At 60.0% G+C, this 16,511-nt stretch carries 19 protein-coding genes; 11 read left to right on the plus strand and 8 right to left on the minus strand.

All coding sequences use genetic code 11. The features are described 5' to 3' along the window. Positions 1-269: 269 nt before the first annotated feature. The gene (locus ACP7E0_RS00340; protein WP_426122227.1) at positions 270-1,160 is read left to right on the plus strand and encodes a DMT family transporter; all 891 of its coding nucleotides are present in this window, start codon (positions 270-272) and stop codon (positions 1,158-1,160) included. A gap of 54 nt (positions 1,161-1,214) precedes the next feature. Here ACP7E0_RS00340 and ACP7E0_RS00345 read toward each other — a convergent pair whose 3' ends face one another. Together ACP7E0_RS00345 and ACP7E0_RS00350 are read right to left on the minus strand one after the other, a co-directional pair. Continuing rightward, entirely contained in the window at positions 1,215-2,765 is a 1,551-nt protein-coding gene (locus tag ACP7E0_RS00345) for a DEAD/DEAH box helicase (protein ID WP_426122229.1), read from the minus strand. A 304-nt stretch (positions 2,766-3,069) separates the two neighbouring features. Continuing rightward, the gene (locus ACP7E0_RS00350) at positions 3,070-4,170 is read right to left on the minus strand and encodes a DNA alkylation repair protein (protein ID WP_426122230.1); all 1,101 of its coding nucleotides are present in this window, start codon (positions 4,168-4,170) and stop codon (positions 3,070-3,072) included. 245 nt (positions 4,171-4,415) lie between these two features. Here ACP7E0_RS00350 and ACP7E0_RS00355 point away from each other — a divergent pair, with 245 nt between their 5' ends. Then, positions 4,416-4,865 carry a host attachment protein gene (locus tag ACP7E0_RS00355; protein ID WP_426123003.1) on the plus strand — a complete coding sequence of 150 codons (450 nt, stop codon included), beginning with the start codon at positions 4,416-4,418 and terminating at the stop codon, positions 4,863-4,865. A 7-nt stretch (positions 4,866-4,872) separates the two neighbouring features. On the opposite strand, the gene ACP7E0_RS00360 is transcribed toward ACP7E0_RS00355, so the two are convergent. Together ACP7E0_RS00360 and mnmD are read right to left on the minus strand one after the other, a co-directional pair. Continuing rightward, positions 4,873-6,459, minus strand: coding sequence for a trimethylamine methyltransferase family protein (locus tag ACP7E0_RS00360; protein WP_426122233.1), 1,587 nt, complete (start codon positions 6,457-6,459; stop codon positions 4,873-4,875). A gap of 111 nt (positions 6,460-6,570) precedes the next feature. Further along, positions 6,571-7,323 (minus strand): tRNA (5-methylaminomethyl-2-thiouridine)(34)-methyltransferase MnmD, encoded by a 753-nt coding sequence (gene mnmD / locus ACP7E0_RS00365; RefSeq protein WP_426122235.1) that lies wholly within the window; start codon positions 7,321-7,323, stop codon positions 6,571-6,573. A 38-nt stretch (positions 7,324-7,361) separates the two neighbouring features. Between mnmD and ACP7E0_RS00370 the strand changes: the two genes are divergently transcribed. Beyond that, positions 7,362-8,504, plus strand: coding sequence for an NAD(P)/FAD-dependent oxidoreductase (locus ACP7E0_RS00370; protein WP_426122236.1), 1,143 nt, complete (start codon positions 7,362-7,364; stop codon positions 8,502-8,504). Positions 8,505-8,534: 30 nt separating this feature from the next. Here the strand turns inward: ACP7E0_RS00370 and ACP7E0_RS00375 are convergent, their stop codons facing one another. Together ACP7E0_RS00375 and ACP7E0_RS00380 are read right to left on the minus strand one after the other, a co-directional pair. Beyond that, positions 8,535-9,026, minus strand: a complete 492-nt coding sequence (locus ACP7E0_RS00375; RefSeq protein ID WP_426122237.1) for an SgcJ/EcaC family oxidoreductase — start codon at positions 9,024-9,026, stop codon at positions 8,535-8,537. Beyond that, positions 9,023-9,658, minus strand: coding sequence for a DUF6506 family protein (locus tag ACP7E0_RS00380; protein WP_426122239.1), 636 nt, complete (start codon positions 9,656-9,658; stop codon positions 9,023-9,025). Before ACP7E0_RS00380 ends, ACP7E0_RS00375 begins: the two co-directional genes overlap by 4 nt. Before the next feature lie 96 nt (positions 9,659-9,754). On the opposite strand from ACP7E0_RS00380, the gene ACP7E0_RS00385 reads away from it, so the two are divergent. Then, a complete protein-coding gene (locus ACP7E0_RS00385; protein ID WP_426122240.1) occupies positions 9,755-10,660 on the plus strand; it encodes a LysR family transcriptional regulator in 906 nt (301 codons plus the stop codon). A 110-nt stretch (positions 10,661-10,770) separates the two neighbouring features. Here the strand turns inward: ACP7E0_RS00385 and ACP7E0_RS00390 are convergent, their stop codons facing one another. Then, positions 10,771-11,160 (minus strand): PRC-barrel domain-containing protein, encoded by a 390-nt coding sequence (locus ACP7E0_RS00390; RefSeq protein ID WP_426122241.1) that lies wholly within the window; start codon positions 11,158-11,160, stop codon positions 10,771-10,773. A gap of 205 nt (positions 11,161-11,365) precedes the next feature. Here ACP7E0_RS00390 and ACP7E0_RS00395 point away from each other — a divergent pair, with 205 nt between their 5' ends. From ACP7E0_RS00395 to ACP7E0_RS00425, 7 genes are all read left to right on the plus strand, one after another. Continuing rightward, positions 11,366-12,172: a DUF1045 domain-containing protein gene (locus ACP7E0_RS00395; RefSeq protein ID WP_426122242.1), complete on the plus strand. Its 807-nt coding sequence runs from the start codon at positions 11,366-11,368 to the stop codon at positions 12,170-12,172. A gap of 132 nt (positions 12,173-12,304) precedes the next feature. Further along, positions 12,305-13,234 carry an allantoinase PuuE gene (gene puuE / locus ACP7E0_RS00400; RefSeq protein ID WP_426122243.1) on the plus strand — a complete coding sequence of 310 codons (930 nt, stop codon included), beginning with the start codon at positions 12,305-12,307 and terminating at the stop codon, positions 13,232-13,234. Next, the gene (uraD, locus tag ACP7E0_RS00405) at positions 13,234-13,737 is read left to right on the plus strand and encodes a 2-oxo-4-hydroxy-4-carboxy-5-ureidoimidazoline decarboxylase (RefSeq protein WP_426122244.1); all 504 of its coding nucleotides are present in this window, start codon (positions 13,234-13,236) and stop codon (positions 13,735-13,737) included. The genes puuE and uraD overlap by 1 nt, the downstream gene beginning before the upstream one ends. A 42-nt stretch (positions 13,738-13,779) precedes the next feature. Continuing rightward, positions 13,780-14,277, plus strand: a complete 498-nt coding sequence (locus tag ACP7E0_RS00410) for an ureidoglycolate lyase (RefSeq protein ID WP_426122245.1) — start codon at positions 13,780-13,782, stop codon at positions 14,275-14,277. Positions 14,278-14,292: 15 nt separating this feature from the next. Further along, entirely contained in the window at positions 14,293-14,655 is a 363-nt protein-coding gene (uraH, locus tag ACP7E0_RS00415; protein WP_426122247.1) for a hydroxyisourate hydrolase, read from the plus strand. Positions 14,656-14,731: 76 nt separating this feature from the next. Next, the gene (locus ACP7E0_RS00420) at positions 14,732-15,034 is read left to right on the plus strand and encodes a type II toxin-antitoxin system RelE/ParE family toxin (RefSeq protein ID WP_426122248.1); all 303 of its coding nucleotides are present in this window, start codon (positions 14,732-14,734) and stop codon (positions 15,032-15,034) included. Then, positions 15,024-15,308, plus strand: coding sequence for an addiction module antidote protein (locus tag ACP7E0_RS00425; RefSeq protein WP_426122249.1), 285 nt, complete (start codon positions 15,024-15,026; stop codon positions 15,306-15,308). Before ACP7E0_RS00420 ends, ACP7E0_RS00425 begins: the two co-directional genes overlap by 11 nt. Positions 15,309-15,315: 7 nt before the next feature. Here the strand turns inward: ACP7E0_RS00425 and ACP7E0_RS00430 are convergent, their stop codons facing one another. Next, entirely contained in the window at positions 15,316-16,452 is a 1,137-nt protein-coding gene (locus ACP7E0_RS00430) for an alpha-hydroxy acid oxidase (protein WP_426122250.1), read from the minus strand. Positions 16,453-16,511 lie beyond the last annotated feature (59 nt).

Consider the following 16,511-nt stretch of genomic DNA (forward strand, 5'->3'; position numbering starts at 1 on the left):
AAGAAATTTCGCCGCTTTTTTGGGCCTTCCACCGGGCTTTTCGAAGGATCATGGCGCTGTTTTCATCATGGAATCCTGCCGCTTGCAGAGTTGGCCCAACTGCTGGGGCAAGCGGCCGGACTTTGAAGTCTGTAACGCCCAAAATTTATGCAGCCATCCCCGACGGTTGTTGCGGAGATTGACGATAAACATCAGGAATTTTGCTTTGACCATCATCCGATGCGGCCCTATCGCATCCGATGACGCTTATATTGCACTAGGACATTTCCATGACCCTCGACCGCCTGGCCCCGGCCATTTTCGTTATGCTCTGGTCAACGGGTTGGGTGATGGCGAAATATGCCGATATCTATGCCGATCCGCTAACGTTCCTGGTGATGCGCTATTTGCTCGCGACGCTGCTGTTCGTCGGCTTCTGTCTGGCGACGGGTGCCGTCTGGCCAAAGACATGGACTGGCGCCGGGCACGCGGTGATCTCCGGCATCTTCCTGCACGGGCTCTATCTCGGCGCCGTCTGGTGGGCGATCGGTCAAGGGGTGCCAGCGGCGATTTCCGGCATCATCGCCGGTTTGCAGCCGTTGATGACGGCGGTTGCCGCCCCCGCATTGATCGGTGAAAACCTCTCGGGCCAGCAGAAGATCGGGCTGACGCTGGGCTTTCTCGGCATCGCGCTGGCCGTCATCCCAAAAGTTCTGGCGATCGATACCGGCATGACGCCGATCCACCTGTTTCCGGTCGTCGTCAATATTCTGGGAATGGCCGCCGTCACCTACGGCACCATCTACCAAAAGCGGCATCTCCAGGACGGCGACATCCGCTCGACAGCGACCCTGCAATATGTCGGCGCACTGATCGTCACCATCCCTGCGGCGTTTCTGCTGGAAGACATGCGGGTGATCTGGAGTGTGCAACTGTTTGCGGCGCTGGCCTGGGCAGTGCTCGGCCTGTCGATGGGGGCAATTGCCCTGCTGCTCTATCTTATCCGGCGCGGGCAGGTCTCGAAGGCCGCTTCGCTGATCTATCTGGTGCCGCCGCTAGCGGCTTTCCAAGCATGGCTGCTGTTCGATGAAGCCCTGACGCTGCCGATGATTGTCGGCACTGTCATCGCGGTTGCCGGGGTTTACCTCACCAATCGCAAACCCGTCGCCGTTCCGGCATAAAAAACGGCGGGTCCAGCCCGCCGTTCTTCATCTCAATTCACTAGCGCGAAAAGCTTATGCCTCGTCGCGGCGTGGTGCCGTGTTGACGCGCTTCCGCTGACCCTGGGCACCGGCACCGGCTTCGCGGCTCTGACCACCAGCGGCATTGCCACCGCCGTGGTTGCGGTTGCGCCATTCGCCCTGCTTCTGGCCGGGGCGTCCGTTGCGGTTGCCGCCGGGGCGTTTGGCAATTGCGGTTTCGTGGGCTGCCTGTGCGGCCGGGCCCTGACCCTTGCGGTGCTGCTTCCTGGGCTCGCCGGTTGCCAAAAGATCGTCACCGGCAAACGGGCTCGGAACCGACCGTTCAGCGCGGTGAACGTTGTCGCTGCCACCCTGCGGACGCGGACGGCGCTCGGCATGACCGTTGCCGGCCGGGCGTCCGGCGTTACGGGCACCATTGCCGCCACGGCCACCCTTCGGGCGGGCACGGTCGGCGGGAATTTCGCCGCTGGCAACGGCGATATCGATGTTCATCAGGCGCTCGATGTCGCGCAGCAGGCGGATTTCGTCCGGTGCGCAGAAGGCGATGGCGATACCGTCGCGGCCGGCACGGGCCGTACGGCCGATGCGGTGAACGTAGGCATCCGCCACTTCCGGCAAATCGTAGTTGTAGACATGGGTGACGCCGGGAACGTCGATGCCGCGGGCGGCAACGTCGGTGGCGACGAGAACGCGCGTCTGGCCGTCACGGAAGTTCTTCAAGGCACGCTCGCGCTGGCCCTGGCTCTTGTTGCCGTGGATCGAGGCGACGGAGAAGCCGGTGTGTTCGAGATGCTTCATCAGCTTTTCGGCGCCATGCTTTGTGCGCGAGAAGACGAGAGCCAGGCCCTGTGGGTTCTCGGTCAGCGACTTCTTCAGCAGCTCGGTCTTCTGGCTGGCACCCTGAACGAAGTGCACATACTGCTCGACTTTGTCGGCAGCCTTGCCCGGAGGCGTGACTTCAACGCGCTTGGGGTTGCTCAGGTATTCGCTGGAAAGATCGGCAATCGCCTTCGGCATGGTGGCCGAAAACAGCAGGGTCTGGCGGTTCTTCGGAACCAACTTGGAGATCTTGCGCAGGTCGTGGATGAAGCCGAGGTCGAGCATCTGGTCGGCTTCGTCAAGCACGAGATAGCGGGCCTGCGTCAGGGTGACGGCGCGGCGGGCGACGAGATCGAGAAGACGGCCGGGGGTGGCGACGAGGATGTCGACGCCGCGAGCCAGCTGTTCGGACTGCTTGTTGATCGATGCGCCGCCGACGACAAGGCCGATCTTCAAGGGGGTCTTCTTGACGAAGTCCTTCAGGTTGGCAGCGATCTGGTTCACCAGTTCGCGGGTCGGCGCCAGAACGAGAGCGCGGATGTTGCGCGGATCGGGGCGCTTGTCGTCCTTCAGCATCTTTTCGATCATCGGCAGGCCGAAAGCGGCCGTCTTGCCGGTGCCGGTCTGGGCGAGACCGATGAGGTCATGGCCTTCCATGACGAGCGGGATGGCTTCGGCCTGGATCGGCGTCGGCGTATCGAACCCAAGGGAAGTGAGGGTCGAAAGCACGTGCTCGGAGAGGCCGAGGTCTTTGAAAGTGGTCAATGTAGTACCTTTTCGGGGGCGCAAAACGAACAGTGCCGGAACTGCACCATGCGGTTCCGGTTTCGCTTCGCGTCAAGAACCCCGCGTGATTTGGGAACTTGTGGGTTGATTAAACTCGTCTAGCGCATGCATTTTGCCACGTTTGGCAAAACATTCTGTGTTGCGCTTATCCTTCGTTACGGATCGGTTGGATCCCGCAGGGCTCGCTCACGCGGCGGCCGGAAGGTGACGCTGGGCCTCATGTCGTTGTTTTGCAGTCAAAAGTCAAGGGATAGTTTTTTGCATGTGCGAAGAGACCGGTGGATCACGGTATGACGAGCTGAAAGTCTCCGCCTGCCAGAACGGCACCGTTGACGAGAATTTCCAGCCGGTGGCCGCCGGGATAATACTGCCGCGTGGTGATGGCGCGTATCGCATGCTGGCGCGTCATTGTTGTGGTTTCGCCAGGAGCAAGCACAAGGCTCTTCCACTTGAAGACTTTTGGAGCAAGGCTGCCATTGGCTTTGCGATGGTGGATCGCATAGTCGACCATCACCTGCTGCGGCGCGGAGCCGTCGTTGACGATGGTGAGGGTGAAGGCGACGGCATTGCCGAAATCCACATGCGGGGTCCGTATCTCCACAGTCGCGCCGATACCGGAAAGCGGAGCGAAGCCGAAATTCGACAGTGCGGCCGCATGTCCCTTTTTCAACAGCGTGCGCGAGGCATGCCGCAGAAGCTGCCGTCGCTCCGGGGAGGCCGCTGCAATCTGCTCGCCGACGAATGCTGCGACCAGATCGGGATGATCCTTGGCGATATCGTTGAGACTGTTGGCGACGGAGCGGCGCACGTAATCTTCAGGGTCGTCCAGTAGGGCCGTGAGGATCGGCAGGATCGGTTGCGGGTCGCGCATTAGCGCCGGCAGGCGGATGGCCCAGGGCAGGCGCGGGCGGGTGCCTTCGCTCGCCAGCCGGCGGACGTGATGATCGCTGTCGGTGGTCCACTCGCCGATCGTTGCCAGCGCGCGGTCCTGCTCTGCAAGAATGAACGGGCGGATGCCGAACTCGGCGGTAAAATGCGGGGTCAGCTGCTTCAGCAATGCCAAGGACAGATCGAAATGGCCAAGACCTTTCTGCGCCACGAACTGGCTGACCGGCAGCAGTGCCCATCCGCTGATGCCGGTCCGGCCTGATTGCGGCAGGCTCGCCGAGAGAATGGCGGCTGCCTGTTCGAAGTCGTCCGGCAATGTCACGGCAAGCGCGTCGCGAATCTGCGTGGCGCGTTGCATCAACTCCAGCTGCGGCATGTCATGTGTTGCAAGATCAACGAACCGTGCCGTGTCGAACCCTGCGGAATGGGCGGCGATCTGGTTCGCCATCGTCTTCACGAGTGCCGGATGCAAAAGGTTTTTCAGCGGTTCGGCCATGGCGCCTATCCAGCGTTTGATTCCGATAGACCATAGCCGCAGTTCAACCTGGAATGTAGACCGGGTTTTCCGCCATCAGCATCTGGCAACGGATTTCCCCGTAACTATTTCGGGAACCTTCCTTTTTCTCGCGGCGTTGAATCTTCCACGTGCCTGGTTTGCAAGAGGCACGTTTTGACGCCCAGTCATCGTGCCGCCGGTGTAGTGACATATGGCCGTCGAGATGAAGATTGCTCGAGGAGTGAATAATGACCACGACATGGATTCTTGCCGCTGACGGAAACCAGGCCCGCCTTTTGAAGGGCGTGAATTTCCTCAAAGATGGACCCCAGAGCCCCGAGCAGGAGATTTTTCAGATGGATACCAAGCGTGTCCAGGACATCATGGCCGACAAGCCGGGCCGCAGCCATTCCTCGGTCGGACATGGCCGTTCGGCGATGGAATATTCCAGTGATCCGGTGCGCGAGGAACAGCAGAGGTTTACCGCTGATGTTGCCAGCAAGATCGACAGCTACGAACAGGAGGGGGCATTCGACCGCCTGGTTGTCTGCGCAGCACCCCAGACGCTTGGCGATCTTCGCTCGATGCTGTCAACGGCAACGCGGGCAAAGACCATTGCCGAGATCAGCAAGGACTACAGCAACCTTCCGACTGACAAGTTGATTTCGTCGGTTCGCGTTGCCATGTCGAACTGATCCTCCGTTAAAAATCCGTCGGAACGCCACCTTCGGCTTTCCGGCGGGCAACAAACGAATCAAGCTCTTCCTCGATGGACGGATCGAGTGGCGGCTTCTCGTATTCGTTGAGCTTTTCCTTGAAGACACGATTGGCGTGGTCGTAGGTCGTCGGCCGTCCTGCCTCTGTCCAGGTCTCGAAATTGCGCCAGTCCGACAGGATCGGCGAATAGAACGCGGTCTCGTAGCGGGCGAGCGTATGGGCGGTACCGAAATAGTGGCCGCCGGGGCCGACGTCGCGCACGGCGTCGAGACCAAGCGCATCCTCGCTGACGTCGAGGGGGGTGAGGAATTCCGCCACCATCTGCAGCATGTCGACGTCGAGGATGAATTTCTCGAAGGATGCGGTCAGTCCACCCTCGCTCCAGCCGGCTGAATGCATGATGAAATTGCCGCCGCCCTGCGTCAGCGCCCAGAGCGACAGCGCCGATTCGTAGGCGGCCTGTGCATCGAGCGTGTTGGAGGCATTGGTGTTGGAGGTGCGGTAAGGCACCTTATAGCGGCGGGCGAGCTGACCGCCGGCAATCACGGCCTTCATATATTCCGGCGTACCGAAGGCGGGCGCTCCGGTCTTCATGTCCACATTCGAGGTGAAGCCGCCATACATCACCGGCGACCCGCGCCGGACCATCTGGGTAAACGCGATGCCGGCTAGCGCTTCGGCATTTTGCTGCACCACAGCCCCCGCAATCGTCACCGGCGCCATTGCGCCTGCCAGCGTGAACGGCGTGACGACAACGACCTGATTGCGCGACGACATTTCGATAATGCCCTGCAGCATCGGCCCGTCGAGGCGCAGCGGCGAGGATGTGTTGATGATGGTAAAGAGCGACGGCTCGGTTTCCATCTGCTCTGCCGAAATGCCGCGTCCGATGCGGGCGATCTCGATGGCGTCTATATTGCGCTGCTGGCCAAGCGAATAGCAGTGGAACACCTTGTCGGTCAGCTTCACCATGTCCGACAGGCAGTCGAGATGGCGCACGGACGCATGGATATCGATCGGTTCAACCGGATAGCCGCCGGTCGTATGAATGATGTCATAGGATTGAGCGAGCTTGACCAGCTTGCGGAAATCCTCCTGGTTTCCGGCACGCCGTCCGCCCTCGCGGTCGGCGACAAACGGCGCCGAGGCGATCTGCGCGAACACCAGATTGTTGCCGCCGATCTGCACATTGCGGGCCGGATTGCGCGCATGCATGGTGAAGCCGGATGGCACGGACGCCATCATGTCCATGATCAGGCCGCGATCGAAACGCACCCGGTCGGTGCCGGGCGCCACGTCGGCGCCTGCCGCCTTCATCCGGTCGCGGGCTTCCGGCAGGATCACGTCCATGCCGATCTCTTCAAGGATGGTCAGCGAGGCATCATGAACGGCCTCAAGCGCCTCTTCGGACAGCACGGAAGATTTCGCCATTGTGTTGACGAGATTGAGATATTTCGAACTACTGCCGCCTTTGCGCGAACGATCCGCGCCGCGCCCGCCGGTTCGGCGGCGGCGTTCCACCGGCGCTTCGGTGTCGCTCTGGGTGGTTTGCGGAAGTTCGTTGTCGCTCATGATTTTTCCATCGGTTTGGACAGAGGCTCATGTTGCAGATTCGAAGCCCCGAAGGCGCCACCATTTGCGACAGCAAATTTCCCTGAAAGAGAAGGGCGTTTTGAGGGCTGGTTATTCCGCGACGCCGGATGTCGATTTTACGCCGCAAAGCATTTCGCGTTTGCTGCCGAAGCCGGGTGTGCGTTCGACTGTGAAGCCTGCACCTTGCAGGTTGCGGCGGACGAAACCGGCGGCGGCATAGGTCGCAAACGTACCGCCATCAGCGGTCTTTTCATAGGCAAGCCGCATCAGTTCCTGCGACCACATGTCGGGATTGCGTTTGGGCGCGAAGCCATCCAGATACCAGGCATCGAAGTCGTCCGAAAAACTACTGATTCCTTCAAAGGCGGTGCCGCAGACGACTGTTAGCCGCAGGCCGCCTGCGAAATTGAGGTCAATCCGGCCTTCTGGTTGATCCGGCCACTGCGCGCACAGGGCCAGCCGCTCCGCCTCGATCTGCGGCCAGCGCGACAGCGCCCGGCCAATGTCCGGAGCGTGCATCGGAAACCGTTCGAACGAGACGAAATGAAGGTTTGCCCCTTCAACGCGCGTCTCCTTCCATTGCCGCCACGTCTCGCAAAAATTCAGCCCGGTGCCGAAACCGAGTTCACCGATCCTGAATGTGCCGGGTCTGCACCACCGTTCGGGCAGGCCGTTGCCGGCGAGAAAGACATGGCCGCATTCCAGCCGGCCATCTTCGCGGCAATAAAAATGGTCGCCAAATTCTTGCGAATAGGGCATATCGCCCTCGTGCCATTCAAGCGTTTGCCTGTTTGGGGTTTCCCCGTTCGGCGCGGGCGTTACATCCAAATGATTGCGGGTCATGGCGAACCGATAATCTCCACGTTCAAGAAGGTCAATCGATGGTGGATCTGTTGATTGTCGGCGGCGGCATCATGGGGCTCTGGGCGGCCGTCATGGCCGATCGGGCCGGGTTGAAAACGTTGCTCGTCGAGCGAGACAAGATCGGCGCTGGTGCGAGCGGCGGCGTGCTCGGCGCTTTGATGCCGTATATGCCGGATCGCTGGGACGCCAAGAAGCAGTTCCAGTTCGAGGCCCTGGTGTCGCTGGAGCGTGACATTGCCACGCTTGAAGCACAAACCGGGATATCCGCCGGTTATCGCCGCTCCGGCCGCCTGATACCGCTGCCCAAGCCGCATCTGCGCACCATTGCGCTGCGCCACGAGCAGGATGCGCTCGTCAATTGGCGGCAGGGAGACCGGCGGTTTTTCTGGCATGTGCAGGATAGTCCGGCGGCGGCCGGCTGGCCGGAAAACGAAGCCATGGCCAGTGGCGTCGTGTTCGATACGCTGGCCGCCCGCGTCGATCCGCGCTTGCTGCTTGCGCTGTTGGCTAGGGCGCTCGGCCAGTCGCGTCATGTAAAGATCGAGGAAGGGCGGGCGCTTGCCGGTCTCGATCCGGTCGCCGGCAAGGCGACGTTTTCAGACGGACATTCCCTATCTTTCGGTGCCTGCATTCTTGCTGCCGGCGTCGATACCTTCCGGCATCTGGATGCGCTTCCCGATAAACCGGCAGCAGCGTCCAGTGGCATGGCCGTCAAAGGGCAGGCGGCTGTGCTGAAAGCCGATCTTGATTCCGCTTTGCCTGTCATTTTCCTGGACGGGCTCTATGTCGTGCCGCATGACAATGGCCTTGTCGCGGTCGGCAGCACCAGCGAAAACAGTTTTGCCAATCCTGCGTCAAACGACCACCTGCTTGACGATCTCCTGGCGCGGGCACGCGCGGTGGTGCCCTTGCTTGCCGATGCTCCGGTGGTCGAGCGCTGGGCTGGCTTGCGGCCCAAAGCCATCGGCCGCGATCCGATGGTTGGCTGTCATCCCGATCATCACCAGATCTATACCCTGACCGGCGGCTTCAAGATCAGCTTCGGATTGGCACATCGCCTCGCGGCCAGTGTCATCGGCGAAATGGCCGGGCAGCGGGACGAGGCACTCCCGGACTCGTTCCGCTGGGCCAGCCACTTTTCCCTGCTGCGCGCGTCCTGATCTCTTGGAATGCGGGGAATAGCCTCTATTTCAGCGGGGCAGTTCCTCCATTGCCCGCGCCTGCGCGGCAATCTGCGTTTCCTGAAATTTCGTGTTCTGACCGGCTGCGATCAACCATCCTCCTTGCTGCTTGCTCATCACATAAAGCGGTCTTCCTTCCGCTTGCCCTTCCAGCGCTATCCCTGTCGGGCCGACCGACCGCTGGCGGACATTGACGGCTGCTATAGTGTGGCTGAGGAAGGTGATGTGCTCCACATCGTAATTGGCATATTCCTCCCCGAGCGCGGGTGTGAGCACTTTTGCCGTGAAATCATGGATTTCCGGCCATCCAGTAAGACGGCGTCCGAACGCCGTCACCCAGACGGCTTGTGGCGTCAGCAGGCCGGTGAAGCCTTCGACATCGCGATTCCATTGCATCGTTTCCAGCCGCTCGACCACCGCGATGATCAAGGCAATGTCGCGTGTGCGGTCTGGTGGCGATGCGGGAGCATAGGTGACCGCGGGTTGAGAGGGCACTCTCATTTGTTCTTCCCGATCTGCGCTCTCCGAGGGGCGCTCACCCGATTCCAAATCGACGTGGAGGTCCTCGGGATCGTGGCCTCCAGTGTGAAACTGCCGATCCCGACAGGTGCGCGCCCCTCAACGGCATCGATCACCACCGCGGCACCTGCGCTGGTGAAACCACCATAGAGTTCGATCAGCCCGATGCCATCATCGACAAGTGTGCGCGCAATGGCAGCCGCCGCCGCTTCAGCCGCAACGGCAACAAATGTCATACGCAGTGCCGGAAAATCCTGGTTGAACCGGTCTTTTTGCGGGTCGGCATTCGGCTCCAGGAAAATGAAAGCCCCCGGCGGCGGCACTCCGTTGTCATAAGCAGCGCTGTAGCGAGCGGCAGGGGTGAGAGATTCCATGCCGAATGTCACCGAGCTGACCCGGATGTTCGGTCCCACTGCTGCTTGCACGATCGGCCGCCAACGGGGCGATATGCCACCGCAAAGCTCGATCAATTCCACCCCTTCCAGAGCGAGACCGGAGGCTATGTCGACAAGCTCGTCCACGCGCCCGATCGCCACGATTGTCAGTCCTGCGCGCTCGATGCGGTCGCGTGCTGGATCAGCGCCAGCGGCTTCATAAATTATTGCCTTTTTCATCTCTCTCTCCAGGAAACGCATGGCGAAGAGATTGCAACCGCCTTTTGATCTATGCAATTGCTCAAAAACAGATCAAAACGATCGGAATGTATGATCATGCTGGATGCGCTGACACTCGATCAACTTCGCGTTTTCGTGTCGATTGCCGATACTGGCTCCTTCCGCGCGGCATCTAGGTTACTTGGGCGGGCGCAATCCGGCTTGAGCAGTGCTGTCGCCAACCTTGAAACCGAGCTTCAGATCTCCCTGTTCGACCGCTCGCAGCATCGTCCTGTGCTGACCGAGGCAGGGGCGACATTGCTTGCTGACGCCAGGGCGCTTCTGATTAAAGCCGATGCGCTTCGTGCCCGTGCAAACAGTTTCCATCAGGGCATTGAAGCCGTTCTCAGAGTGGCGCTTGATCCCCTTCTTCCGTTGCCACGCATAGCCGGGGTGTTTCGGCGGTTCAGCGAGGCATTTCCGCAGGTAAGATTGGAGTTCGAGACTGCCCCGATGACCGCTGCTTTGGCAACCGTTCTGGACGGCCAGTGTGACCTCGGCTTTACGGCTGCGGATGAGCAGGACCCTCATGTAGTGATCCAGGCGATTGGCAGGATTGCCGGTTTGATTGCCGTATGCCGTTCGGACCACGAACTCGCGCGTCCCAAGGATGGAGAGAAATGGACAACGGTCGCTCTCTCGGAGCATTTGCAGGTGGTGATATCGGATCCTTCCCTGCGCTCACAGGGCCGGAATTTCGGGGTGCTGTCACAGAGGATCTATCGGGTCGGAGACATCGCCACCAAACAAGCGCTAATTCTGGCAGGAGTTGGATGGGGATATCTGCCTTTCTGGATGGTGGAGGATGAGATTGCAGCCGGCAGGCTGGTGCGCGTTGCGCTGTCGAGACATGGGGCACAGGAGATACAGCCTTTGACGCTCTTTGCGATCCGCCGAATCGATCGACCATTCGGGCCGGCCGCTTCCGGGCTATGCCGTATCTTGGAGGAGGATTTTGGCTGATGTCTTGCGGGGTCGTGAATCCCGCCGTCAGGCTGTCGCTTGCGTTCTGATCAGCAACGCAAAAAGCCCTGCTTCGCGAGCAGGGCTTAGTGGACACAAATCAGGCAGGATTACATCCAGTACGGGGGCACGCCGTAGTAATCGTAGACGCGGCGGCCATTTTCCTTGTTCCAGTCGTATTCGTCATCGCCGTGATATTTCGGCGCGCTTTCGACCTGTTCGCGGGTGATATCGGTGCGATAGCCGCCAAGGCTCTCATCGTAGCTAAGCTTTTGCCACGGAAGCGGATAGTGATCTTCGCCGATGCCGAGGAAGCCGCCAAAGCCGAGGACGGCATAGGAGACGCGGCCGCTGCGTTTTTCCAGGATCACACGTTCGATCGTGCCGATGTGTTTTCCGTCCTGGCCATAAACGCGAGTGCCTTCGACCTTGTCACTGGCGATCAGGTCGTGCGTTTCCTTGATGCTGGCATCCTGGATAGTGCTGTCCTGGTAGGTCATGTTTCGTCTCCGTTTTTTAATGTTATTGTTAAGAAAACGAAGCAAAAGCCGGTTGGTTCCGTCCGAAAATCGGCATTTGCAGACAGGATTCCGTTTTCAGGAGGAACAGAGGATCGGTCATTGGCCAGCGGCCGCCCCATTCGTCATTGTGTCATGCAAATCACTTAACCCCGGCTTCAGAACGAGTTTCAACGGAGCGGGGCCGATGCGGTACGCTATCTATTTTACGCCGTCGATTTACGATCCCCTGTCGGTCGCCGCCGCAAGCTGGCTTGGCCGCAACGTCTATTCCGGCGAAGCCCCGGAGGCGCCCTCCATTGCCGGTTTTAGCCGCCAGGAGCTGGCGTTTCACACGGCCGTGCCGCGCCGGTACGGATTTCACGGAACAATCAAGGCACCGTTCCGCCTGCATGATGAAACCAGCGAGCCGGCGCTGCTGAAATCGCTGATGCATTTTGCCAGCACGATGACCCCGTTCGAAATTCCGAAGATGGAAATCGGGCGGCTGGGCGAATTCTTCGGGCTTGCACCTTCGGCTCCCTGTGAACAAATGAACCATCTGGCCGCTTCGGTGATTCAGGCATTCGACGCGTTTCGGGCACCCTTGAGCGATATCGAGATCGAGCGGCGGGATCCGGACCGGCTGACAGCACCGCAGTTTTCCAACCTTCATCGCTGGGGCTATCCCTATGTGATGGACGAGTTCCGCTTTCACATGATGTTGACGGGGCCGGTGAATTCCAATCTCAACGCACGCTTCGAGAACGCCTTGCGCGATTTCTTCGAGCCGGTGATCGCGGGTCCACTGAAAATTTCCAGCCTTGCCTTGTTCATCGAGCCGGAACCGGGTGCGCCGTTGCGCGTGCATTCGCAGCACCCGCTCGGCAAACTCTCGGCGCATAGGCCAGTCGTTGCGGGCGCAAAAGCCAGTGCTTCGGCGCTCGCCAGTACGCAGCGCATTTCCGAATCGAAAGCGGCGGTGGCTGCCCGTCTGCTGCAGGCAAGCTGCTGAGCGACAGAGGCTATTTCGACCATCGGCGGTTCAGTCTATTCAAGCTTTGGACAGAGCATTGCCGATCACCATTTTGACTTCGATTTTCCGGTCCCGGATGCTACCGTTCCGGCAAATTCGAAGGGTGATTTGATGACAGACCAATCTTATCCACGTGACCTCGTCGGCTATGGCCGCAATCCTCCGCAGGTGCGCTGGCCCGGCGATGCTCGTATCGCGGTGCAATTCGTGGTCAATTACGAAGAGGGCGGCGAGAGCTGTATTCTCGACAGCGACAAGGCCTCCGAATCGCTGCTGTCGGAAATTGTCGGTGCGCAGCCTTGGGCCGGCCAGCGTAATCTCAACATGGAATCGATCTACGAATATGGCTCGCGTGCCGGCTTCTGGCGGCTCTGGCGGATGTTTACCAGTCGTAATGTCGATGTCACCGTCTATGGCGTGACGCTTGCCATGGCACGCAATCCGGAAGCGGTCGCCGCCATGAAGGAAGCGGGCTGGGAAATCGCCAGCCACGGTTACCGCTGGCTGGAATACAAGGATTTTTCCGAGGACGAAGAACGCAAGCATATCCGCGATGCCGTGCGCCTGCACACCGAACTGACGGGATCGCATCCGCTCGGCATGTACCAGGGCAAGCCATCGGACAACACGCTGAAGCTGGTGATCGAAGAAGGCGGCTTTGTCTATTCCTCCGATAGCTATGCCGACGAACTGCCCTATTGGGTGCCGGGCCTCACCAAGGACAAGCCGCACCTGATCATTCCGTACACGCTCGATGCCAACGACATGCGCTTTGCAACCCTGCAAGGGTTCAATTCCGGCGACCAATTCTTTGCCTATCTGAAAGATACGTTCGACGTGCTCTATGCCGAGGGTAAGGACGGCAGTCCGAAGATGATGAATGTCGGCCTGCATTGCCGCCTTGTCGGCCGCCCGGGCCGGGCTGCGGCGCTCGCCCGTTTCCTCGATTACGTTCTCAGCCACGAAAAGGTCTGGACACCGAAGCGCATCGACATCGCCCGGCACTGGCAGGAGCATCACAAGCCGGAAGGTGGCCTGTGATGCTGGCGCGGGATGAGTTTGTCGCACGGTTCGGCGGGATCTTCGAGCATTCGTCCTGGGTGGCGGAGCGTGCTTTCGACGCGACCCCGGATATTTCGCTGACGTCCGATGCCGTGCATGAAGCGCTGGTCGCACCGTTTCGTGACGCCTCGCATGCCGAACGCCTGGCAGTTCTTCGCGTCCATCCGGATCTTGCCGGCAAGCTGGCCATCGCCGGGGGACTGACGGAGGATTCCAAGGCGGAGCAGGCAGGCGCCGGACTGGACCGCCTGAGTGCTACCGAACATGCACGGTTCACGGCGCTGAATACCGCGTACACGGAGAAATTCGGCTTTCCCTTCATCATCGCGGTCAAGGGGCTGAACAAGGACGATATTGTCGCTGCCTTCGAAAGGCGGATTGACAATAATCTCGAAGAGGAATTTGAAACGGCGTCAGCGCAGGTCGAAAAGATCGCGCTGTTGCGTTTGCGTTCACTGCTTCCGGGAGAAGACAATGCCTGAGACGACACCGCCCTGCCATTTCACGGCGGGACTGACGATCTGATGCCACAGTTCCTGACGATCGAGCCGCTGACGCAGGCGGCATTCGCGCCATTCGGTACTGTTATCGAGCCTGCCCCGGAAACCATGCGGCTGATCAACGGTGGCTCCACCGAGCGGTTTCATGCGCTCGGCCGGGCCGATGTGAGCGGCGAGGACGCCCGGGTCATCATCAACATCTTCCGCGGCCAGCCGCGCAGCTTTCCCTACAGCGTGACGATGATGGAACGCCATCCACTGGGCTCGCAGAGCTTTTCGCCGATCGGTGGTGGTTCCTGGCTTGCAGTCGTTGCGCCGGATGTTGGTGGAAAGCCGGGCTTGCCGCGCGTTTTCCTGGCCACCAGCGCACAGGGCGTCAACTATGGCCGCAATGTCTGGCATCATCCGTTGATGGCGGTCGGCGCGGTCAGCGATTTCCTGGTTGTCGATCGCAACGGTCCGGGCAACAATCTGGAAGAGGTTTCCTACGACGAACCCTTCGTCATCGCCAATCCCTTCTGATCCAAGCGAGGTTCCATGAGCACGTCCGGCCGCCTGACCACCCACGTCCTCGATACCGCGCTGGGCAAGCCGGCCAAGGGCTTGAAGATCGATCTTTTCCTGATTGAGGGCGAGGGGCGCCGTCTTCTGCGCACCGTCGAGACCAACAGCGACGGCCGCGTCGATGGCCCGATGCTCGAGGGCGAAGCCTTTGCGGTCGGTACTTACGAGCTGCTGTTCCATGCGGGCGATTATCTGCGCGCGACTGGCGCCGCCTTGGCAGAGCCAGCCTTCCTCGATCTTATCCCGTTGCGCTTCGGCATTGCCGACGCGGGCAGCCATTACCATGTGCCGCTCTTGCTTTCGCCCTTCAGTTATTCGACCTATCGGGGGAGTTGAGCGGGATTGGCGTTCCACAGTATCCCGTATTTGTGAATTGCAGTTCACAGTTTTCACTGTATTCTGGAGCTGAAGAATGGAAGTGCGCCAGACTGCGATTTTCCGGGATTGGCTTGAAAACCTCAAGGACGTGCAAGCCAAGACGCGTATTGCTCAACGTGTCGTTCGGTTGCAGGGTGGGCTATTTGGAGATGCAAAGTTTTTCGACGGTATTGGCGAGCTTCGCGTCGATCAAGGCCCGGGTTATCGCGTTTATTTCGTTCATCGCGGAACTGTTGTCGTTATCCTTCTGTGTGGCGGTGATAAGTCAACGCAGAGCAAGGATATCAAGAGGGCCAAGGCAATCGCGGACGATTTGGATATGGATCATGACAATTGAAACCCTGCCGTTTGATGCGGCGCAGTATCTTGATACCCCGGAAGCCCATGCCGAGCTTCTCAACGATGCCTTTGAAACCGGCGACACAGCCTATATTGCTGCCGCTTTCGGTGTCGTCGCGCGCGCGAAGGGCATGACACAGGTTGCAAAGGACGCCGGCGTAACCAGAGAGGCTCTCTATAAGGCTTTGAGTGCAGAGGGCGACCCCAAGCTTTCGACCCTTCTTGGCGTCGTCAAGGCACTGGGCGTCAACTTGACGATCACCGCAGCCTAGCCATTCATCACTCGGCAATCACATCCCGGTTGATATCGCGGATATCCCGTTTGCCGCACAGCGCCATGGTGATGTCCAGTTCCTTGCGGATGATGTCGAGCGTGGTGGTGACGCCAGCCTTGCCAGCGGCGCCGAGGCCGTAGAGGAACGGGCGGCCGATATAGGTGCCCTGGGCGCCGAGCGCGACGGCCTTCAGCACGTCCTGGCCGGAGCGGATGCCGCCATCGACATGGACCTCGATCTGGTGGCCGACGGCATCGACGATCTTCGGCAGCACGCTGATCGACGAGGGGGCGCCGTCGAGCTGGCGGCCGCCGTGATTGGAAACGATGATCGCGTCAGCGCCAGTGCGCGCCGCCATCTTGGCGTCCTCGACATCGAGAATGCCTTTCAGGATCAGCGGACCGCCCCACATCTTCTTGATCTCCTCGACATTTTCCCAGGACAGTTGCGGATCGAACTGTTCGGCGGTCCAGGAGGAGAGGGAGGAGAGATCGGAGACGTTCTTGGCGTGGCCGACAATGTTGCCGAAGCTGCGGCGCTTGGTCCCCAGCATCTGCATGCACCATAGCGGCCGGGTCGCCATCTGCCAGATATGTTTCGGAGTGAATTTTGGAGGGGCAGACAGGCCGTTGCGCAGGTCCTTATGGCGCTGGCCGAGGATCTGCAGATCGAGCGTCAAAACCAGTGCCGAGCACTTTGCCGCCTTGGCGCGGTCGATCAGGTTCTTGACGAATTCCCGGTCGCGCATAACGTAGAGCTGGAACCAGAACGGCTTGGTCGTCACCGAAGCGACGTCCTCGATCGAGCAGATGCTCATGGTCGATAGGGTGAAGGGAACGCCGAACTCCTCGGCCGCCTTTGCCGCCAGCATCTCGCCATCGGCGTGCTGCATGCCGGTCAGACCGGTCGGAGACAGAGCCACCGGCATCGAAACCTTCTGGCCGATCATCGTGCTTTCCAGCGAGCGGTTGGTCATATCGACCAGAACCCGCTGGCGCAGCTTCACCTTGCGGAAATCCTCTTCGTTGGCGCGATACGTCCCCTCCGTCCAGGCGCCGCTATCGGCATAGTCGAAGAACATTTTTGGCACACGGCGTTTGGCGATTGCCTTGAGGTCGCTGATTTCGAGGATTTTGGACATGGCGCAGGTTTCCAACTCAAGAGATGGCCCGGCAATACCATGTTTCCAGAATGCTTGTT

Source organism: Pararhizobium sp. PWRC1-1, from assembly GCF_049897905.1.
Lineage (GTDB): Bacteria > Pseudomonadota > Alphaproteobacteria > Rhizobiales > Rhizobiaceae > Pararhizobium.